This is a genomic window from Paraburkholderia sartisoli, assembly GCF_900107685.1.
In the GTDB taxonomy this organism is placed as follows: domain Bacteria; phylum Pseudomonadota; class Gammaproteobacteria; order Burkholderiales; family Burkholderiaceae; genus Paraburkholderia; species Paraburkholderia sartisoli.
In genome coordinates this window covers 876,670-895,658 of sequence record NZ_FNRQ01000002.1, presented here as the reverse complement: position 1 = coordinate 895,658, position 18,989 = coordinate 876,670, and the positions used below count along the sequence as shown (strand labels likewise).

Annotated in this window: 19 protein-coding genes; 10 read left to right on the top strand and 9 right to left on the bottom strand. The window is 64.0% G+C overall.

Annotation, left to right across the window (positions count from 1 at the left end):
* Positions 1–3: 3 nt before the first annotated feature.
* Together BLV45_RS11280 and pyrF are read left to right on the top strand one after the other, a co-directional pair.
* Positions 4–1,056: an aldose 1-epimerase gene (locus tag BLV45_RS11280; protein WP_090532747.1), complete on the top strand. Its 1,053-nt coding sequence runs from the start codon at positions 4–6 to the stop codon at positions 1,054–1,056.
* Between the two features lie 159 nt (positions 1,057–1,215).
* A complete protein-coding gene (gene pyrF, locus BLV45_RS11275; RefSeq protein WP_090532745.1) occupies positions 1,216–2,031 on the top strand; it encodes an orotidine-5'-phosphate decarboxylase in 816 nt (271 codons plus the stop codon).
* A 33-nt stretch (positions 2,032–2,064) separates the two neighbouring features.
* On the opposite strand, the gene BLV45_RS11270 is transcribed toward pyrF, so the two are convergent.
* From BLV45_RS11270 to thiL, 4 genes are read right to left on the bottom strand one after another with little or no spacing between them, the layout of a single operon-like run.
* Positions 2,065–2,580 (bottom strand): cupin domain-containing protein, encoded by a 516-nt coding sequence (locus tag BLV45_RS11270; RefSeq protein ID WP_090532743.1) that lies wholly within the window; start codon positions 2,578–2,580, stop codon positions 2,065–2,067.
* Between the two features lie 57 nt (positions 2,581–2,637).
* Complete coding sequence (locus BLV45_RS11265; RefSeq protein ID WP_090532741.1) at positions 2,638–3,138, bottom strand: CinA family protein; 501 nt, start codon at positions 3,136–3,138, stop codon at positions 2,638–2,640.
* Between the two features lie 25 nt (positions 3,139–3,163).
* Entirely contained in the window at positions 3,164–3,715 is a 552-nt protein-coding gene (locus BLV45_RS11260; RefSeq protein ID WP_176954124.1) for a phosphatidylglycerophosphatase A family protein, read from the bottom strand.
* Positions 3,705–4,685, bottom strand: a complete 981-nt coding sequence (gene thiL / locus BLV45_RS11255) for a thiamine-phosphate kinase (protein ID WP_090532739.1) — start codon at positions 4,683–4,685, stop codon at positions 3,705–3,707. The genes BLV45_RS11260 and thiL overlap by 11 nt, the downstream gene beginning before the upstream one ends.
* 341 nt (positions 4,686–5,026) lie before the next feature.
* On the opposite strand from thiL, the gene BLV45_RS11250 reads away from it, so the two are divergent.
* The 3 genes from BLV45_RS11250 to BLV45_RS11240 all read left to right on the top strand — a co-directional run bounded on the left by BLV45_RS11250 (position 5,027) and on the right by BLV45_RS11240 (position 8,651).
* Positions 5,027–7,321, top strand: a complete 2,295-nt coding sequence (locus tag BLV45_RS11250) for an NADP-dependent malic enzyme (RefSeq protein WP_090532737.1) — start codon at positions 5,027–5,029, stop codon at positions 7,319–7,321.
* Between the two features lie 342 nt (positions 7,322–7,663).
* Positions 7,664–8,074 (top strand): ribonuclease, encoded by a 411-nt coding sequence (locus BLV45_RS11245; protein WP_090532735.1) that lies wholly within the window; start codon positions 7,664–7,666, stop codon positions 8,072–8,074.
* A gap of 16 nt (positions 8,075–8,090) precedes the next feature.
* Positions 8,091–8,651, top strand: a complete 561-nt coding sequence (locus BLV45_RS11240) for a barstar family protein (protein ID WP_090532902.1) — start codon at positions 8,091–8,093, stop codon at positions 8,649–8,651.
* 153 nt (positions 8,652–8,804) lie between these two features.
* Here BLV45_RS11240 and BLV45_RS11235 read toward each other — a convergent pair whose 3' ends face one another.
* From BLV45_RS11235 to speE, 3 genes are all read right to left on the bottom strand, one after another.
* Positions 8,805–9,545 carry a 16S rRNA (uracil(1498)-N(3))-methyltransferase gene (locus tag BLV45_RS11235; RefSeq protein ID WP_090532734.1) on the bottom strand — a complete coding sequence of 247 codons (741 nt, stop codon included), beginning with the start codon at positions 9,543–9,545 and terminating at the stop codon, positions 8,805–8,807.
* Positions 9,546–9,564: 19 nt separating this feature from the next.
* Positions 9,565–9,978 (bottom strand): VOC family protein, encoded by a 414-nt coding sequence (locus BLV45_RS11230; RefSeq protein ID WP_090532732.1) that lies wholly within the window; start codon positions 9,976–9,978, stop codon positions 9,565–9,567.
* Positions 9,979–10,099: 121 nt separating this feature from the next.
* On the bottom strand, positions 10,100–10,954 hold the full coding sequence (speE, locus tag BLV45_RS11225; RefSeq protein WP_090532730.1) for a polyamine aminopropyltransferase: 855 nt from the start codon (positions 10,952–10,954) through the stop codon (positions 10,100–10,102).
* Positions 10,955–11,319: 365 nt separating this feature from the next.
* Here speE and tkt point away from each other — a divergent pair, with 365 nt between their 5' ends.
* Both tkt and gap read left to right on the top strand, forming a co-directional pair.
* Positions 11,320–13,338 (top strand): transketolase, encoded by a 2,019-nt coding sequence (tkt, locus tag BLV45_RS11220; RefSeq protein WP_090532728.1) that lies wholly within the window; start codon positions 11,320–11,322, stop codon positions 13,336–13,338.
* Positions 13,339–13,440: 102 nt separating this feature from the next.
* The gene (gene gap, locus BLV45_RS11215; RefSeq protein ID WP_090532726.1) at positions 13,441–14,451 is read left to right on the top strand and encodes a type I glyceraldehyde-3-phosphate dehydrogenase; all 1,011 of its coding nucleotides are present in this window, start codon (positions 13,441–13,443) and stop codon (positions 14,449–14,451) included.
* A gap of 150 nt (positions 14,452–14,601) precedes the next feature.
* On the opposite strand, the gene BLV45_RS11210 is transcribed toward gap, so the two are convergent.
* Positions 14,602–15,291 (bottom strand): FadR/GntR family transcriptional regulator, encoded by a 690-nt coding sequence (locus BLV45_RS11210; protein ID WP_090532724.1) that lies wholly within the window; start codon positions 15,289–15,291, stop codon positions 14,602–14,604.
* Positions 15,292–15,517: 226 nt separating this feature from the next.
* On the opposite strand from BLV45_RS11210, the gene BLV45_RS11205 reads away from it, so the two are divergent.
* The 3 genes from BLV45_RS11205 (at position 15,518) to BLV45_RS11195 (ending at position 18,455) form a co-directional block, all read left to right on the top strand.
* Complete coding sequence (locus BLV45_RS11205) at positions 15,518–16,846, top strand: C4-dicarboxylate transporter DctA (protein WP_090532722.1); 1,329 nt, start codon at positions 15,518–15,520, stop codon at positions 16,844–16,846.
* A gap of 66 nt (positions 16,847–16,912) precedes the next feature.
* The gene (gene alc / locus BLV45_RS11200) at positions 16,913–17,923 is read left to right on the top strand and encodes an allantoicase (protein ID WP_090532721.1); all 1,011 of its coding nucleotides are present in this window, start codon (positions 16,913–16,915) and stop codon (positions 17,921–17,923) included.
* A 13-nt stretch (positions 17,924–17,936) separates the two neighbouring features.
* Positions 17,937–18,455, top strand: coding sequence for an ureidoglycolate lyase (locus tag BLV45_RS11195; RefSeq protein ID WP_090532720.1), 519 nt, complete (start codon positions 17,937–17,939; stop codon positions 18,453–18,455).
* A 91-nt stretch (positions 18,456–18,546) separates the two neighbouring features.
* Here the strand turns inward: BLV45_RS11195 and fur are convergent, their stop codons facing one another.
* A complete protein-coding gene (gene fur / locus BLV45_RS11190; RefSeq protein ID WP_090532718.1) occupies positions 18,547–18,975 on the bottom strand; it encodes a ferric iron uptake transcriptional regulator in 429 nt (142 codons plus the stop codon).
* Between the last annotated feature and the right edge of the window lie 14 nt (positions 18,976–18,989).

Here is an 18,989-nt window from a genome sequence, read left to right as displayed (position 1 = left end):
GACATGACTGTCACGAATTCCGTTGGCTCGTCTTCATCGCAGTCGCGCCGCGCGAGACTGGCCGCGGCTGCCACCCCCGTGCTGCCCGGACCGAGTACGTCGGCCGTTGCGACTGGCACGACCGTCGCGGGCGATATCGCTTCCGTCACGCTTTCCAGCGGACAACTGCGGCTCGACGTCGCGCCGCTGCTCGGCGGCGGCGTGACGCGTTTCGACTACCGCAGCGATGGCGGCCTCGTGCCGATTTTCCGCCGCTGCCGCCATGTTGCCCGCGATACCGATCCGAACGAACTCTCGTGTTACCCGCTGCTGCCGTATTCGAACCGGATCGGCGGCGGCCAGTTCAGCTTCTCCGGCCGCTCGATCGACGTGCCGCTCAACCGCGACGGCGAACCGCTGCCGATTCACGGCGACGGCTGGCTCGCGCCGTGGCAGGTTGCCGATACCGATCATCAGAGCGTGCGCCTGACGCTCGATCGCAGTGATGGCAAGCCGTACGCGTATCGGGCGATGCAGATGTACACGCTCGATGGCCCCGTGTTGATCATCACGCTCGAAATCGAAAATACGGGGCGCGAAGCGTTGCCGTTCGGTCTCGGCATTCATCCGTTTTTGCCGCGCGACGCGGGCACGGAACTATCGGCGGCGGCCGGCGGCCTGTGGCTCGCCGGCGACGACTGGCTGCCGATGCGGCACGTCCCGGCGCCGCCCGCGTGGCAGTTCGGCGTCGCGTATCCGTTGCCGGAGACGATCGTGAACCACGCGTTCACCGGCTGGAGCGGGCGCACGGCGGTGGTGTGGCCGAAGCGACGCCTGTCGCTCACGATTGCCGCCGACACCGACTACTACGTGCTGTATACGCCGCCGTCGGCAGATTTCTTCTGCTTCGAACCGGTCGACCATCCGATCAACGCGATGAACCTGCCGGGCGGCGCGGCCGCGAACGGCATGACGGTGCTCGCGCGCGGCGAGCGTCTGACGCGTCAGTTCACGTTCACGGTCGAGCGGACGGGAATGCGCTCGACGACCGGCGCGCGGGGGCACGGGCGACAGTAGGTCGCGTGCGTTGCGGTGCTGCGCGCGTCCGGTCGTTGATCATGATGTGCTGGCGATGCGGGCGCGTCGGGTCGTGTGCGAGGGCGACGGGCCTGAAGGCCGGCGCCGCCGGGTAAAATACGCGCCTTATCCGCTAATGGCTCGTCGCGAGTTTTCACCATGTCCTCATTCATCCAGACGCTCAACGACGCGTGGCAGCGCACGAACTCGCTGCTGTGCGTCGGCCTCGACCCCGAGCCCACGAAGTTTCCCGGCGCGCTCGCGAACCGGCCCGACGCCATCTTCGAGTTCTGCCGCACGATCGTCGATGCGACTGCGCCGTATGCATCGTCGTTCAAGCCGCAGATCGCGTACTTCGCCGCGCATCGCGCCGAAGACCAGCTCGAACAGCTGATCGCCCACATCCACGCGCATCATCCGGGTCTTCCGGTGATCCTCGATGCGAAGCGTGGCGACATCGGCAGCACGGCCGAGCAGTACGCGCGCGAAGCGTTCGACCGTTATCGCGCGGATGCCGTCACGGTGAACCCGTATATGGGTTTCGATTCGATCCAGCCCTATCTCGAACACGCGGGCAAAGGCGTGATCGTGCTGTGCCGCACGTCGAACGCGGGCGGTTCGGACCTGCAGTTTCTGGAGACGGGTGGACGTCCGTTGTATCAGGTCGTGGCGCAGCTCGCGGCGGAAAAGTGGAACGCAAGCGGCGAACTCGGGCTCGTGGTGGGCGCGACGTTCCCGAAGGAAATCGAAGTGGTGCGTGGAATGGTCGGCGACATGCCGCTGCTGATTCCCGGCATCGGTGCCCAGGGTGGCGACGTCGAGGCGACGGTGCGTGCAGGACGCACCGCGGCGAACACCGGCATGCTGATCAACTCTTCCCGCGCGATCATCTACGCGGGCAAGGGTGACGATTTTGCCGACGCCGCGGCGCGCGCCGCGCGCGAGACGCGGGACCGGATCAACCAGTATCGTTGAGCGTGCAACGGGGGCAGGGGCTTACGCGGTGCGTCACGCGCGTGAGGTGGGCCCCAGCCGCATCACGATGTCCCGGTGCGCCGGGTAATCCGTCAGCAGCGTATCCACGCTGGCCAGTTCGAATTCGCTGAATTCGAATCCCGGCGCGACCGTGCAACCGGCCAGCGCGTAACCGGCCGGGTCGACGCATTCCGCCGCAAACCACTGTCCGGCCGGCACGACCACCTGGAACACGGCATCCGCGTGCGTGAGCGCGTTGCCCAGCCGATGCGACGTCAGATGGCCAGCTTCGTCGAGGACATGTACGTAGAGCGGCTCGCCGGCATAGAAATGCCAGATCTCGTCGGACCTGATCCGGTGCCACGCCGAATGCGCGCCATCCGCGAGCAGATAGTAGATCGCGGTCGAAGCTGAGCGCGTCTCGCCCGAACCCTGTCGCTTTATTTCTGCTGACGAGCGATACGTCTCACGATAAAAGCCGCCTTCCGGATGCGGCTGCAAATCGAAACGGCGGATCAGTTCGGCTTTTTCGGTAGCGGACGTGATCATCGGGATCGTGTGAGCGGGTTTGCGGTTGTCCGGCGAAATTGCCGGTGAGAGGAAGGGCTAGCGTTCCTGCTCGTCGAGCAGCAGAAGCACGCCGCGCAACGCGTGTGCGGCGGCCTGCACGCGGATTCTGTCGCGATCGCCCTTGAACACGACCGTCTCGACTTTCGTATGCAGGCGGTTCGTCCAGCCGAACGACACCATGCCGACCGGCTTCGTTTCCGTTCCGCCGCCCGGTCCGGCGACCCCCGTGATCGCCAGCGATACCTGCGCGCGGCTGTTGCGCAGCGCGCCTTCGGCCATCGCGCGCGCCACCGGTTCGCTCACGGCGCCGTGCCTGTCGATCAGATCGGCGGGTACGCCGATCATCTCGCTCTTCGCCTGATTGGAATACGTGACGAAACCGCGCTCGAACCAGCCGCTGCTGCCGGAGATGTCGGTCATGGCGGTCGCGACCATGCCGCCCGTGCAGGATTCAGCGGTAGTGAGCATCAGCCGTTCGTCGCGCAAACGGTTGCCCACGCGGATCGCAAGTTGATGGACGACGGAATCGGTAGCCATGCGTATGTCCGGTAACGTGCGTCGGTCAGACCGACATGCGCCAGAGCGCGATGACAAGAAGCGTGAAGAACGCGGCGACGAGGTCATCGAACATGATGCCAAAACCACCTTTCAGCTTGCGATCGAAATAGCGGATGGGCGGCGGCTTCACCATGTCGAAGAAGCGGAACACGATAAACGCCCACAACTGGCCGGTGAACGTGACGGGCGTCACCATCAGCAGCACGAGCCAGAACGCGACGATCTCGTCCCACACGACGGGCGACGGGTCCTCGATGCCAAGCCGCTTCGCGGTGAAACCCGAAATGCCGATGCCCGCGAAAAAGCCTGCCGCGATCAGGATGCCCCACTCGATCACGGTCAGATAGTGATTGAACGCCGCGAACGACGCCCACGCGAACAACGTGCCGAACGTGCCCGGCGCGACTGGCGAAAGCCCGCTGCCGAAACCGAGCGAAATGAGATGCAGCGGGTGCGACAACATGAAGCGCGCCGTCGCGCGGCGCGGTCGCGGCGCGCCCGGATCGGGCGTGGGCGTGAGGTCGTCAGCGGGGCCGAGCGGGGGTTCAGTCTGCATGGAAATGATCGAAGCCTTGCAACGTCAGGGTGAGCGGCGTACCTGCCGCGTCGTGCCACATGATGGCAGGCGCGCCGGTCTGGAGAGCGCTTATTGTACCGATGCGCGTCACGTGTACGGCGACGCTGTTGCCCGCGGCTTCGATTGCTTCGCGCGCGGACACCGGCGCGGTGAAGCACAGCTCGTAGTCGTCGCCACCCGCGAGCGTGCAGCGGCGCTGCACGTCGGCCGGAAGCCGCCGAAGCGCGGCGGAGCGGGGAACCGCATCGGCGTCGACGCGGGCATTCACGCGCGACCGTTCGAGGATATGACGCAGATCGCCTGCGAGCCCATCCGAAATGTCGAGCGCCGCGCGGGCATGTCCGCGCAGTGCGATGCCGAGCGCGACGCGCGGTTCCGGCTTTTCGAGCGCCTTCCGAAATGCCGCTGTGTCTTCGGCGCTGGCCGGCCATTCGCCGCGCAGCACGCCGAGCCCGGCGCGTGCGTCGCCGAGCGTTCCCGAGATCCAGATGTCGTCGCCAGGTTGCGCGGCGTCGCGGCGCAGCGCGTGCTGGGGCTGGACTTCACCGAACACGGTGATGCAGATGTTGAGCGGTCCGCTTGTGGTGTCGCCACCCACCAGTTCGCAATCGAAGCGCTCCGCGATCTCGAACAGACCCTCGCTGAACGCGCCGAGCCAGCTTTCCCGTGCTTGCGGCAACGCGAGCGCGAGCGTGAAGGCGCGTGGCTTGGCGCCCATCGCGGCGAGATCGGACAGATTGACCGCGAGCGCCTTGTGACCCAACGCGTGAGGATCGACATCGGCAAGAAAGTGGCGGCCTTCGACGAGCATGTCCGTCGAAATGGCCAGCATTTCATCGGCGCGCGGCGTGAGCAGCGCGCAGTCGTCGCCGATGCCGAGCGCCGCGCGCGGCGTGGTGCGCGCGCGGCGCGCGAAGAAACGGTCGATCAGTGAAAACTCGGAAAGCATGGCGAAAATCCGTAAAGCAGCAAGGCGCCGCGAAAGCCACCTGCAAACGTAAGGCGCGGTTCAGAAGCCCGACGATTTTCACTGCAAAGCGAAAATCGACGACTCGTGAAGCACGACGGGAACGAATGAATTGTACGGCTCGCGTTTCTGCTGGACGACCTGGCCGGATGGCCAGCGAAACCCGGCCATCCGGCCGATGACGATTCATTTGCTGCACCGCACAGCGGGCGTTTGCGCTGTTTCAGTCGTGGCAGTTGTACCCTTTTTGAAGGAATCGGCTTTGGGATTGGCGCTACAATGCGTCGAACATCTATTCTAATCTGCACTTCCAGGCACGCCTTATGTCGACTCCCGTCAATTCCAAACTTCGCGAAGCGGCCCTCGATTACCACGAGTTTCCGACCCCCGGCAAGATCGCGATCGCGCCGACCAAACAGATGATCAACCAGCGCGACCTCGCGCTGGCGTACTCGCCCGGCGTTGCGTTCGCGTGCGAGGAAATCGTCGAGAACCCGTTGAACGCGGCGCGCTTCACCGCGCGCAGCAACCTCGTCGGCGTCGTGACGAACGGCACGGCCGTGCTCGGTCTCGGCAACATCGGCCCGCTCGCGTCGAAGCCCGTGATGGAAGGCAAGGCCGTCCTGTTCAAGAAGTTCGCCGGCATCGACGTGTTCGATATCGAACTCAACGAATCCGATCCGCACAAGCTCGTCGAGGTGATCTGCGCGCTCGAACCGACGTTCGGCGGCATCAACCTCGAGGACATCAAGGCGCCTGACTGCTTCATCGTCGAGCGCGAATGCCGCAAGCGCATGAAGATTCCCGTGTTCCACGATGACCAGCACGGCACGGCGATCGTCGTCGCGGCGGCCATCACGAACGGGCTGAAGGTCGTCGGCAAGGACATCTCGAAGGTGAAGCTCGTGGCCTCGGGCGCCGGTGCGGCATCGCTCGCATGTCTCGATCTGCTCGTCGATCTCGGCCTGCCGATCGAAAACATTCTCGTGACCGATCTGGCCGGCGTGGTCTACAAGGGGCGCGTCGAGCTGATGGATCCGGACAAGGAGCGCTTCGCGCGCGAAACCGGAGCCCGCACGCTTGGCGAGGCGATCGACGGCGCGGACATTTTCCTCGGCCTTTCAGCCGGTGGCGTGCTGAAGCAGGACATGGTCAAGCGCATGGCCGACAAGCCGCTGATTCTCGCGCTCGCCAATCCGACACCGGAAATCCTGCCGGAACTCGCGCTCGAAGTGCGTCCGGATGCGGTGCTGTGTACGGGCCGCACCGATTACCCGAACCAGGTCAACAACGTTCTGTGCTTCCCGTTCATCTTCCGTGGCGCGCTCGACGCGGGCGCGACGACGGTGACGCGCGAGATGGAAATCGCCGCGGTCAATGCGATCGCTGAACTGGCGCGTCAGGAGCAGAGCGACGTCGTCGCGACCGCCTATGGCATCCAGGACCTGTCGTTCGGTCCGGAATACCTGATTCCAAAGCCGTTCGATCCGCGTCTGATCGTCAAGATCGCGCCGGCAGTCGCGAAGGCCGCGATGGATTCGGGCGTCGCAACCCGTCCGATCGAGGACATGGACGCGTACGAGCAGCATCTGCAGCAGTTCGTGTATCACAGCGGCACGACGATGAAGCCGATCTTCCAGGTCGCGCGCGGCGTCGAGCCGGAGAAGAAGCGCATCGTGTTCGCGGAGGGCGAAGAAGAGCGCGTGCTGCGTGCGGTCCAGATCGTCGTCGACGAAAAGCTCGCGAAGCCGATCCTGATCGGCCGTCCGGCGGTGATCGAACAGCGCATCACGCGTTATGGCCTGCGCCTCGTCGCCGGCCAGGATTACACCGTGGTGAACACCGACCACGACGAGCGCTATCGCGATTTCTGGCAGACCTACTACAAGATGATGTCGCGCAAGGGCATCAGCGAGCAGATGGCGAAGCTCGAAATGCGCCGCCGCACGACGCTGATCGGCTCGATGCTGGTGAAGAAGGGCGAGGCGGACGGCATGATCTGCGGCACGATCAGCACGACGCACCGCCACCTGCACTTCATCGATCAGGTGATCGGCAAGAAGGAAGGCAGCACGGTCTACGCCGCGATGAACGCGCTCGTCCTGCCAGGCCGGCAGATCTTCATCGTCGATACGCACGTGAACGTCGACCCGACGCCTGAACAGCTCGCCGAAATCACGGTGATGGCGGCTGAAGAAGTGCGCCGTTTCGGTATCGAGCCGAAGATCGCGCTGCTGTCGCATTCGAACTTCGGTACGAGCCACGCGCCGTCCGCACAGAAGATGCGCGAAGTGCTGGCGCTCGTGCGTGAGCGCGCCCCGGATCTGCAGATCGACGGCGAGATGCATGGCGACGTCGCGCTCGACGCGAACCTGCGCCGCGAAGTGCTGCCCGACTCGACGCTCGAAGGTGAGGCGAACCTGCTGATCCTGCCGAACATCGATGCGGCCAACATCTCGTACAACCTGCTGAAGACCGCCGCGGGCAACAACATCGCGATCGGCCCGATGCTGCTCGGCGCGGCACAACCGGTACACGTGCTGACCGCTTCGGCGACGGTGCGGCGTATCGTCAACATGGCGGCGCTGCTGGTGGCTGACGTGATCGCGGCCCGGTAATATTTACCACTGCAAACGGCGCGTCAGCGATGGGCGCGCCGTGCCGCAGGGCATGCAGGGCAGGCTTTGCTCCGGCGCCGGCGCCTGTACCTGCGTCTTCTGACGCATGACCAGGCGCACCTTCCCGATCAAGTCCGTACCGGTCGCACCCTGATTGTTCCAGATACGGACGGCATTAATCTGGCTGCCACAAAAGCCGGTGGAAGGCGCGCCAGTGGGGCGTTTGCGCTTCAGTGGCGTCCCCGGCTGGCCGATCGCGCATTGATTCCAGGGGCCATTAGCGATACCCTTACACCTTTCATGGTCGTCGAACTCGTGATCTAACAGCGGGAATTCTGGTTCATGGCACGCAAATGGCTCCGCAAAGGCGTGCTCCCAGCCGCCCTGATCGTCGTCAGCCTGTGCGGGAGTGTCGCTCCTGGCGCCTTTGCGCGCGACACCGCAACGCCGTCCACCGATCAGGCGCAGGGCACCATTGCGGTGACGCAATTGCCGCGGGAAGCAGTCAATACTTTGAACTTGATTGCAGCAGGCGGGCCTTACCCGTATGAGAAGGACGGCATCGTATTCGGCAATCGCGAGCGGTTGCTGTCGCCGCACAAACGCGGTTATTACCACGAATACACCGTTCCCACGCCTCGCGCCCGCAATCGGGGCGCACGCCGCATCGTCTGCGGCGGCCCGCTACAGCGAACCGACAACTGTTACTACTCCGACGACCATTACACGAGTTTTAAACGTATTGTTGAATGACATCGGGATGAACAGCATGAGCGACAACGTCTACGCGCACGACTCCACAGTCGCGACGGATCTTTTCGCGGCCGGTAGCGGCAATCTGTTCCAGCGCGTCATGCAGATGCGCAGTGCCGGGCCCGGCCAGGATACCCAGAGCGAAGCCACCACTGTGCTTTCATCGAACGAGGGCCCCATGAGTCTTTTCAAGACCGTACGACCGAACATCGTACAGTCGATCCGCGCGTTTCGCGTGCAGGATCTTGCTGACGAGGCGACCCAGCTGGAGCAGCATTTTCTTTATGCCTGCTGCGGCAATGCGCAGAGCAAACAGGAAGTCATGGAAACGATCGCGACTTCGTTCATGTTTCCGAAGCACTTCGGCAAGAATTACGATGCGCTTTATGATTGCCTGACCGATCTGGTCGCGAAGGCGGGTCCGCAACCTGGTTTTGTGATCGTGCTCGAGGCACTCCCGGTGGCGCAGAAATTCGACAAGGAAGGCCGCGAGACCCTCCTCGACGTGTTTCGCGAAGCCGCGGAATTCTGGGCAGAACGCAAGGTCGCCTTCCGCGTGTTCTACTCGTTCGCATGATGTTGCGTGCGGTCATGAAACCCGAGGCCTGAACCGCGTACCTCGAGCGCATCGGTAACAAAGACACAGCCCGCCATCTGGCGGGCTGTGTCTTTGGCGCGCGGGTTTTTGCGAATCCACAACCAGGCAACCGCGCAATGCGTTACCAGCCGGTTACCACCCGCCCCAGCGCGCGGCCAGCGCAGCCAGCATGGCAATGCCCGCGGTTTCCGTGCGCAGCACACGCGGGCCGAGGCCGACAGGCGTGAAGCCTTGATCCACGGCGGCCGTCTCTTCATCCATCGACAATCCGCCTTCCGGTCCGATCAAAACAATGACGCGCCCTTGCGGCGGCTCGACGGGCAGCGCGGAAAACGCGATGCTGCCGCGCGGCGAAAGCAGCAGCCTGAGCTCATCGTGCGCAGGCGTTCCGGGCAACGCCTCAAGCCACGCCGCGAAGTCGCTGACGGGCGCCACGTCGGGCAGACGGTTGCGTCCGCACTGCTCGCACGATGCGCGCACGATCCCCTGCCAGTGTGCGTTCCGGCGTTGCGCGCGCTCACCCGAAAGACGCACGACGCTGCGCGCGGCCGTGAGCGGCACGAAACCCGATGCGCCCAGTTCGACGGCTTTCTCGATCAGCCAGTCCATCTTGTCGCCGCCCGCGATGCCCTGCGCGAGCGTCAGCCGATAGGGCGGCTCGACGTCGATATCGCGAAAGCCGGCGATCTTCGCCGTGACCGAGCGACGTTCGATGTCGACGAGTTCGGCGACGTACTCGCCGCCTTCGCCGTTGAAGAGCGCAATCGGATCGCCTGTCTGCAGGCGCAGCACCTGGATGTGTCGAACGACGTCATCCGGCAGTTGCTCGACGTTGCCGGTTCGAAGCGGCATGTCGACGAAAAAACGGGGCATCGGGAAAAGGGTCTCCGGTTCATGAAAGATGGCGCGCGAGCGCCCAGCGGTAGCCGTCCAGATCCTCGATCTGGGCGAAGCGGTCTCCCCAGAACTGGTCTTCAGGCTCGCTCAGCGACTTCGCTCCCGCCGCGATCGCGCGGGCATACACAGCGTCGACGTCGTCGACATAGAGATAGAACGATTGCGGCGCGATGGCGCCCGCGCTTTTCGGCGTCCTTGCCGTCGAGCCGAATCCGCCTTCGGGCGCGAACATGACGATCAGCTGGCCTTGATACGTCATCTCGACGTGCATGATCGCGCCGTCGTCGTTCACGCTGTCACGCACGGCGAAGCCGAACGCAGCTTCGAAAAAGGCAATCGTGACGCGCGCGTCACGCACCGTCATGTAAGGGGTCAACCAGGGCACACCGGCTGGGCGAGGGGCGGTCATGGATTTCTCCGTGGCGATTGATGATCGTCGGGTGAACGGGATGAAGCCGGAACGCGCGCGAACCCTCGCGCATTGTGCCGGACTGGCTCGCCGTTCCGCGCTGGCATGACGACGACGCGAGTCATGGCCCGAGTTTATCGCGCGCCGCGCGGGCTGCGGCGAAGAGGCTCGCATGCACGGTCGCGTCATAAAAACGCAGGCCTTCGATCTGGCGATCCGCAAGCCGCGTGCCGCAAGCTTCGACTGCAGCGGCTGCCGCGGGATCGAGGAGGTCGCTGGCGGTTGCCATCAGCCATTGCGATCCGTACAGCGGCACGAACGCGCCCATCGTGCGCACGACCCTGAATGCGGCACGCAGGTCGCGCAGCAGCCCTGCAATACGCGGCGCATGAAAATACGGCGAACCGAGATGGAGCGACAACACCGCGTCAGGCGTCATCACGCGTTTGAGGGCTGCGTAGAAGGCCGTGGTGTAGAGACCGGCAGCGGGCGAGTCCGGCGGCGTCAGATCGAAGACGATGAGATCGAACCGTTCACTGGCTGTCTCGACATAGCGGGCGGCGTCGCCGATCACCAGTTCGACGCGCGGGTCGTCGAACGCGCCGCCATGCACTTCGGGCAGGTGCGCGCGCGTGAGCCGCACGACTTCGGCGTCCAGTTCGGCGACCACGATCCGGCGGATTTCCCGGTGCCGCAGCAACTGGCGCGCGGCGCCACCGTCGCCGCCGCCCAGCACCAGCGCCGCGCGCGGCGCGGGGTGCGTGAGCGCGGCGGGGTGAACCATGCACTCGTGATAGATGAATTCGTCACCGGTCGAGGTCATCGGGCGCCCGTCCAGCGTGAAAAGCCGGCCGAGTTGCGGCGTGTCCCACACCTCGACGTGCTGGAACGGCGAATCCACGCTCGCGAGGCGGCGCGCGCCAGGAAAGCCGTAGACCGCGTCGGGCGCGGGATGGAAGAGAAGCGCAGCGTTCACGGATGACAGATGCGCCTCGCGGGCGCAGTGGGTCTCGATGGCCCGATTATAGAGGGGCCGGTGGAGGAGCCGGTGCGCATCCAGTCGCGCCAGCCGGCCCGCGCGAGCCACGATGACAGCCGGTTTCCGGCCCCCAACCCTAAACGATCGCTGTGGTCGAACCCAAGGCGAAACTTGCCTCTCCGGGCGCCTTCAGGCCGGGTAAACGGTGACGATCTGTTAGAATGTGACGCTTTGCTGCCTTGTCCGTTTGCTCTGCCCGTTTCGCGTCTCCCGGCGCCGCATCGTGCGTCGGAGCACTCTGGCCGTCGAGCTTCCGGACCGCGCCTGCGCCCCGCTTTTTGGACTCGTTCTCCGGACTCGACATGACGACCTCGTCTCCCGCACCCACCTCCCAGATGGCCAACGCAATTCGCGCGCTGGCCATGGATGCCGTTCAGAAAGCCAACTCCGGTCACCCGGGCATGCCGATGGGCATGGCCGAGATCGGCGTTGCGCTGTGGTCGCGCCATCTGCGCCACAACCCGAAGAATCCGCAATGGTTCGACCGCGACCGCTTCGTGCTGTCGAACGGTCACGGTTCGATGCTGCTGTATTCGCTGCTGCATCTGACCGGCTACGACCTGCCGATGGAAGAGCTGAAGAACTTCCGTCAGTTGCATTCGAAGACGCCGGGTCACCCGGAATACGGCATCACGCCGGGTGTCGAGACCACGACCGGCCCGCTCGGCCAGGGTCTGGCGAATGCAGTCGGCATGGCGCTCGCCGAATCGCTGCTCGCGAATGAATTCAACAAGCCCGACGCGAAGATCGTCGATCACCGCACGTACGTGTTCGTCGGCGACGGCTGCCTGATGGAAGGCATCTCGCACGAAGCGTGTTCGCTCGCAGGCGTGCTGAAGCTGAACAAGCTGATCGCGTTCTACGACGACAACGGCATCTCGATCGATGGCGAAGTCATCCACTGGTTCCGCGACGACACGCCGAAGCGCTTCGAAGCGTACGGCTGGAACGTGATTCCGGGCGTGATCGGCCACGACGTCGAAGCGGTCGACGCAGCCATCAAACAAGCCAAGCAGTCGGACAGGCCGACGCTGATCTGCTGCAAGACCGTGATCGGCGAAGGTGCGCCGACCAAGGCCGGCAGCCACGACGCGCACGGCGCGCCGCTCGGCGACAAGGAAATCGCGGCCACGCGCGCGAAGATCGGCTGGAACTACGAGCCGTTCGTGATTCCGCCGGAAGTCTACGCAGCGTGGGACGCGAAGGAATCGGGCGCGAAGATCGAAGGCGAGTGGGACAAGGCGTTCGCCGCCTATCGCGCGAAGTATCCGCAGGAAGCCGCCGACTTCGAGCGCCGCATGTCGAAGCAATTGCCGGCCGACTGGGCGCAAAAGGCGCAGGCGATCATCGCCGGGGCGAACGAACGGGCTGAAACCGTCGCGACCCGCAAGGCGTCGCAGCAGGCCATCGAAGGTCTGTCGGCCGTGCTGCCGGAACTGCTGGGCGGCTCGGCCGACCTGACCGGCTCGAACCTGACGAACTGGAAGGCCGCGAAGTACGTGCGCGTCGGCGAGAACGGCGCAGCCGGCAACTACGTGAACTACGGCGTGCGTGAATTCGGCATGAGCGCGGCGATCAACGGCATCGCGGTGCATGGCGGCTTCAAGGCATTCGGCGGCACGTTCCTCACGTTTTCCGACTACAGCCGCAATGCGTTGCGCGTCGCCGCGCTGATGAAGGCGCCGTCGATCTTCGTGTTCACGCACGATTCGATCGGCCTCGGCGAAGACGGTCCGACGCACCAGTCGATCGAGCACGTCTCGAGCCTGCGCATGATTCCGCACATGCAGGTGTGGCGTCCGGCGGATACCGTCGAAACAGCGGTGTCGTGGACGCAGGCCGTCGAGCACCACGGTCCGTCCTGCCTGATCTTCAGCCGCCAGAACCTCGCGTTCTCGGAGCGCACGGATGCGCAGATCGCGAACATCGCGAAGGGCGGCTACGTGCTGCGCGACTGGAACGACGAAATCCCCGCGCGCAAGATCATCCTGATCGCCACGGGTTCGGAAGTCGAACTGGCGCTGAAGGCGATCGAGCCGCTGGCGCAGGCTGGTATCGGGGCACGCGTGGTGTCGATGCCGTCCACGACCGTGTTCGACCAGCAGGATGCCGCATATCGTGAGCGCGTGCTGCCGCAAGGCGTGCGCCGCGTCGCGATCGAAGCAGGGGTGACGGATTTCTGGCGCAAGTATGTCGGTCTCGAAGGCGGCGTGGTGGGCATCGACGTGTTCGGCGAGTCCGCACCGGCCAACGTGCTGTTCCCGTTCTTCGGCTTCACCGTCGAGCACGTCGTGGAAACGGCGAAGAAGACTCTCGGCTGACGCTGGCGTTTCGTTTCGCCGCACGCGTACAGGTTCGACGCGGCGGCGAAACCTGCATCGATGAACGTATTTTTTTAGCCATCAGGAATCAGGAGATAGACCATGACGATTCGCGTCGCAATCAACGGCTACGGCCGGATCGGCCGCAACACGCTGCGCGCCTTCTATGAAAACGGCAAGAAGCACGATATCGAAATCGTCGCCATCAACGATCTGGGCAATGCCAACACGAACGCCCACCTGACGCAGTACGACACGGCGCACGGCAAGTTCCCGGGCGAAGTGACGGTCGACGGCGAGAACCTCGTCGTGAACGGCGACAAGATCCGCGTGCTGGCTATCCGCAACCCGGCAGAACTGCCGTGGGCGGAACTGAAGGTCGACGTCGTGATGGAATGCACGGGCTTCTTCACGACGAAGGAAAAGGCCGGCGCGCACATCAAGGCTGGCGCGAAGAAGGTGATCATCTCGGCACCGGGCGGCAAGGATGTCGACGCGACGATCGTCTACGGCGTGAACCATCACGTGCTGAAGGCGTCGGACACGGTCATTTCGAACGCATCGTGTACGACGAACTGCCTCGCACCGCTGGTGAAGCCGCTGAACGACAGGATCGGCCTCGAAAACGGCCTGATGACGACGATTCACGCGTACACGAACGACCAGGTGCTGACGGACGTGTATCACGAAGACCTGCGTCGCGCGCGCTCGGCCACGCACAGCCAGATCCCGACGAAGACGGGCGCGGCATCGGCGGTCGGCCTCGTGCTGCCGGAACTGAACGGCAAGCTCGACGGCTACGCGATCCGCGTGCCGACGATCAACGTGTCGATCGTCGACCTGTCGTTCATCGCGAAGCGCGACACGACCGTCGAGGAAGTGAACGCGATCATGAAGGAAGCGTCGGAAGGCGCGCTGAAGGGCATCCTCGGCTACAACGCCGCGCCGCTCGTTTCGATCGACTTCAACCACAACCCGGCTTCGTCGACGTTCGACTCGACGCTGACGAAGGTGTCGGGCCGTCTCGTGAAGGTGTCGAGCTGGTACGACAACGAGTGGGGCTTCTCGAACCGCATGCTGGATACGGCTGTGGCGCTGGCTAACGCGAAGTAAAAGCGCGAGATAAAGCACCAGGCGGAACGCGCGACGTCACGCGTCGCGTTACCCGCGTCAGGCATGAAAAAACCGCTCTCCGGAGCGGTTTTTTCATGGGCGTTCGCATCGGATGGCGCGTTGTCACGCACCCACCGTTCGCGTCCAGCTTCACGGCGTCGGGAAATACACGCCGGCGCGCTGCGCGGCGTTCGCAATATGCGCCTCTATCGCCTTGCCGGCGGCGTCGGCGTCACGCGCCTTGAGCGCGTCGAGAATGGCGCGATGCTCGTGATACGTCGTCAGCACCAGTTCGCGCCGGTAGAAGGGCATGCGCTGGCTTTCCTTCATGATGTCCGCGCTGCTGCGCAGGATCGATTCGATCGCCGCGTTGCCGGCGATGCTCACCATCCGCATATGGAACTCGAAGTCGAGTTGCGCCGCCTCGTCGAGCTCGGCTGCGGCCAGCGCGCCCTGCAGCGCGGCGATATTGTCCTCGAACCACTCGATGTCGCTGTCGCTGACCGCGAGCGCCGCCATGCGTGCGACAAAGCCCTCGAGCGCGAAACGCATCTGATACGTGTCCGGCAATGACGACTGCTCCGCAAAACGCCACGGATGTCCACCGGCTTGCGCCTGCGTGCTTTCCACGTACACGCCCTTGCCGGGTTTGATCGTCAGCAGGCCGAGCGCCTCGAGCGTCGACAGCGCTTCGCGCAACGATGCACGGCTGATCGCCAGTTCCTCCGACAACTGCCGCTGCGCCGGCAAAAGACTGCCCACCGGATACGCGCCGCCCTCGATCCGTTCGCGAATCGTGGCAATCGCGGCATCAGTGACGGTATGCGGAACGTTTTTCATCTGATTTTATGGATGGGCGTGGTCTGACCAGTATTGTAGTCCGTGCGGCGAACGGCTGCAGCGGACATTGACAACCCTGCGCGCGGCGGCAATAAAAATCAGCCACGTCGCACGGGTAAACACCGGCGCATCTTTCCTTGACTCAACTATATCGAATTCCTACTATTTGTCATAACCGTACTGGTCGGACCAGTATGAACAGTTGAACCGGAACCAGGAGAAAGCCGTGTTGAAGTTTTTCAATTCGCTGTTTGGCCGGGTGGTGATCGCGCTGGTGGCGGGCATCGTGATCGGCGCGTTGTTTCCCCATTTCGCGCAGTCATTGAGGCCGCTCGGCGACGGCTTCCTCAAGCTGATCAAGATGGTGATCGGTCCGATCGTGTTCTGCGTGGTCGTCGGCGGGATGGCGCATGCGGGCGACCTGAAGAAAGTGGGCCGCGTCGGCCTGAAGGCGGTGGTCTACTTCGAAATCATGACGACGATCGCGCTCCTGATCGGCGCGGTGCTGGCTTACGCGACGAGGCCCGGCGTCGGCATGAACATCAATCTGCATTCGCTCGATGCCGCGTCGCTCTCGACCTACACCGAGCACGCGAAGAGCCTGAAGGACACGGCCGCGTTCCTGCTGAAGATCATCCCCGAAACCGCCACCGATGCGTTCGCAAAGGGCGACATCCTGCAAATCCTCGTGTTCTCGGTGCTGTTCGGCTCGGCGCTTTCACTGCTTGGTGAAAAGGCGCAGCGGGTGGGCAACCTGATCGACGAACTCGCGCAGGTCTTTTTCCGTGTGATGGGTTTCATCATCAAGCTCGCGCCGCTCGGCGTGCTCGGCGCGATTGCATTCACGACCGGCACCTACGGCGTTGAGTCGCTCAAGCAGCTCGGCATGCTGGTGATCGTGTTCTACGCGAGCTGCATCGTGTTCGTCGCGGTCGTGCTCGGCATCGTGATGCGGCTTGCGGGCTTCAACGTGTTCAAGCTGATCCGCTATCTGCGCGAGGAACTGTCGATCGTGCTGGGCACGGCTTCGTCGGATGCGGTGCTGCCGCAGGTCATGCGCAAACTCGAATGGATGGGCGTGAAGGATTCGACCGTCGGGCTCGTGATTCCGACCGGTTATTCGTTCAACCTCGACGGCTTCTCGATCTATCTGACGCTCGCGGTGATTTTCATTGCGCAGGCGACGAATACGCCGCTGTCGATCCACGATCTGATCGTCGTGGTGCTGGTTTCGCTGGTGACGTCGAAGGGCGCGCACGGCATTCCGGGTTCCGCGATCGTGATTCTCGCCGCGACGCTCTCCGCGATTCCCGCGATTCCGGTGCTTGGCCTCGTGCTGATTCTGCCGGTCGACTGGTTCGTCGGGATCGCCCGCGCGCTGACCAACCTGATCGGCAACTGCGTGGCCACGGTTGTCGTGGCCGTGTGGGAAAACGATATCGACAAGGCGCGCGCGCGGCGCGTGCTGAATCAGGACGCCGAGCTGCGTTTCGTTCCGGCAGGCGCCGAAAGTGCCCCGCACCCCGCATCCGGCGAGCCGGCGCACGCAATCTGACCAGGCCGGCGCGCTACGCGGCCGCCGGCTTTTATAACCCGATCCATCAGGCAGACGAACCCCATCATGGCTAATCCAGTTCTCGACCCCAACGCCCCCGCTTTCACGCGCCGCTACATGAATCTCGCCGATCCGCGTCTGGGCGCGAAGGCGCTCTTCGCCAGCGACGAATTCTTCGCGCCGAAGGAACGCATGCTCGATCCGCAGCCGGCGGTGTTCATCCCGGGCAAGTACGACGACAACGGCAAATGGATGGACGGCTGGGAAACGCGCCGCAAGCGCACCACCGGTCACGATCACTGCGTGGTGCGGCTCGCGCGTCCGGGTGTCGTGCATGGCGTCGATCTCGACACGAGCCACTTCACCGGCAATTTTCCGCCGGCGGCTTCGATCGAGGCCTGTCACGTCGACGGCGAAACACCGCCGGATAACGCGGACTGGCAAGTGCTCGTGCCGGCGATGACATTGCAGGGCAACCAGCATCACTACGTCGAAGTGAGCGACGCGCGCGCATTCACGCATCTGCGCGTGAATCTCTATCCGGATGGCGGCCTCGCGCGTCTGCGTGTGTACGGCCAGCCGAAGCGCGACTGGAGCACCGTCGAACGCGGTGGCCTGATCGATCTCGCCGCGATCGAAAATGGCGCGTATCTGGTCGCCGCGAACAACCAGCATTTCGGGCCCGCGTCGACGATCCTGATGCCCGGACGTGGCGTCAACATGGGCGACGGATGGGAAACGCGGCGTCGCCGCGAGCCGGGTAACGACTGGGCCATCGTCGCGCTCGCAAAGCCGGGGACGATCCGCCGCGTCGAAGTCGATACCGCGCATTTCAAGGGCAATTTCCCGGACCGCTGCTCGCTGCAGGCGGCGACGGTGGCGGGTGGCACCGACGATTCGCTCGTCACGCAGGCGATGTTCTGGCCGGTGCTGTTGCCCGAGCAGTCGCTGAAGATGGACCACGTCCATACGTTCAGCGAACAGCTCGCCGCGCTCGGACCCGTAACGCACGTGCGCTTTAACATCTATCCCGATGGCGGCGTGTCGCGGCTGCGCCTGTGGGGCGAGATAACGTAACGGAGAGGCGGTCATGAAGACACTGCGAATAACCCGCCTGACGCGAGAAGCCTTCGCGCCGTTCGGCGACGTGATCGAACTGGACGGCGCCCGTCATTTCCCGATCAACGGTGGCACGACGGAACGCTTTCACGATCTGGCGACCGTCGATATCGGTGGCGATGGCGGCCGGCCGTTGATCAACGTGTTTCGCGGGCAGCCGCGCGCGTGGCCGCTGGAGGTCAGGATGATGGAGCGGCATCCGCTTGGCAGTCAGGCTTTTCTTCCGTTGAGCGACGCGCGCTACGTGATCGTCGTCGCGCCAGCGGGCAAGTTCGACGTGGCGCGGATGCGCGCCTTCTGGACAGAAGGCTGGCAGGGCGTCAACTATGCGAAAGGCGTCTGGCACCATCCGCTGCTGGCGCTCGGGCGCGTCAGCGATTTCGTGGTGATCGATCGCGGCGGTGATGCGCCCAATTGCGACGAGATCGCATTGGCGGAGCCGTGGCGGCTCGAAATGCAGGACGAGCGGATTGCGGAGACTGAAACCTGAGCATCGCACGCGGTTATGAAAAGGCCCGGTTGGCAGACTTGCCAACCGGGCCTTTTGCTGTCTTTGTCGTCGCGGATGCGGTGAATCCCGATCAGTGCTTGCGATGCGGGCAGTTTTCCTTCGTGCATGCGCCGTACAGCGCGAGCGCATGTTCCTGCAACTTGAAGCCGCGCTCTTTCGCGATCGCTTGCTGGCGGCTTTCGATTTCGGGGTCGAAAAACTCTTCGACGAGGCCGCAATCGAGGCAGACGAGGTGGTCGTGATGCGTCCCTTCGTTCAGCTCGAAAACTGCCTTGCCGGATTCGAAATTGCTGCGCGACAGCAGGCCGGCCTGCTCGAACTGCGTGAGCACGCGGTACACCGTGGCAAGCCCGATATCGAGTTCCTCGTGCAGCAGGTTGCGATAGACGTCTTCGGCAGTCAGGTGGCGCACGGGGCTATGCTGGAAGATTTCGAGAATTTTGAGGCGCGGTAGGGTCGCCTTAAGCCCGATGTTCTTGAGATCGGTTGGATTGGTCATGACGGCGAGTCCCT

What these genes read in the sequence shown, in the direction of transcription:
- BLV45_RS11280 (WP_090532747.1), top strand. Translation starts at nt 4, where the DNA reads ATGACTGTCACGAATTCCGTTGGCTCGTCTTCATCGCAGTCGCGCCGC.
- pyrF (WP_090532745.1), top strand. Translation starts at nt 1,216, where the DNA reads ATGTCCTCATTCATCCAGACGCTCAACGACGCGTGGCAGCGCACGAAC.
- BLV45_RS11270 (WP_090532743.1), bottom strand. Translation starts at nt 2,580, where the DNA reads ATGATCACGTCCGCTACCGAAAAAGCCGAACTGATCCGCCGTTTCGAT.
- BLV45_RS11265 (WP_090532741.1), bottom strand. Translation starts at nt 3,138, where the DNA reads ATGGCTACCGATTCCGTCGTCCATCAACTTGCGATCCGCGTGGGCAAC.
- BLV45_RS11260 (WP_176954124.1), bottom strand. Translation starts at nt 3,715, where the DNA reads ATGCAGACTGAACCCCCGCTCGGCCCCGCTGACGACCTCACGCCCACG.
- thiL (WP_090532739.1), bottom strand. Translation starts at nt 4,685, where the DNA reads ATGCTTTCCGAGTTTTCACTGATCGACCGTTTCTTCGCGCGCCGCGCG.
- BLV45_RS11250 (WP_090532737.1), top strand. Translation starts at nt 5,027, where the DNA reads ATGTCGACTCCCGTCAATTCCAAACTTCGCGAAGCGGCCCTCGATTAC.
- BLV45_RS11245 (WP_090532735.1), top strand. Translation starts at nt 7,664, where the DNA reads ATGGCACGCAAATGGCTCCGCAAAGGCGTGCTCCCAGCCGCCCTGATC.
- BLV45_RS11240 (WP_090532902.1), top strand. Translation starts at nt 8,091, where the DNA reads ATGAGCGACAACGTCTACGCGCACGACTCCACAGTCGCGACGGATCTT.
- BLV45_RS11235 (WP_090532734.1), bottom strand. Translation starts at nt 9,545, where the DNA reads ATGCCCCGTTTTTTCGTCGACATGCCGCTTCGAACCGGCAACGTCGAG.
- BLV45_RS11230 (WP_090532732.1), bottom strand. Translation starts at nt 9,978, where the DNA reads ATGACCGCCCCTCGCCCAGCCGGTGTGCCCTGGTTGACCCCTTACATG.
- tkt (WP_090532728.1), top strand. Translation starts at nt 11,320, where the DNA reads ATGACGACCTCGTCTCCCGCACCCACCTCCCAGATGGCCAACGCAATT.
- gap (WP_090532726.1), top strand. Translation starts at nt 13,441, where the DNA reads ATGACGATTCGCGTCGCAATCAACGGCTACGGCCGGATCGGCCGCAAC.
- BLV45_RS11210 (WP_090532724.1), bottom strand. Translation starts at nt 15,291, where the DNA reads ATGAAAAACGTTCCGCATACCGTCACTGATGCCGCGATTGCCACGATT.
- alc (WP_090532721.1), top strand. Translation starts at nt 16,913, where the DNA reads ATGGCTAATCCAGTTCTCGACCCCAACGCCCCCGCTTTCACGCGCCGC.
- BLV45_RS11195 (WP_090532720.1), top strand. Translation starts at nt 17,937, where the DNA reads ATGAAGACACTGCGAATAACCCGCCTGACGCGAGAAGCCTTCGCGCCG.
- fur (WP_090532718.1), bottom strand. Translation starts at nt 18,975, where the DNA reads ATGACCAATCCAACCGATCTCAAGAACATCGGGCTTAAGGCGACCCTA.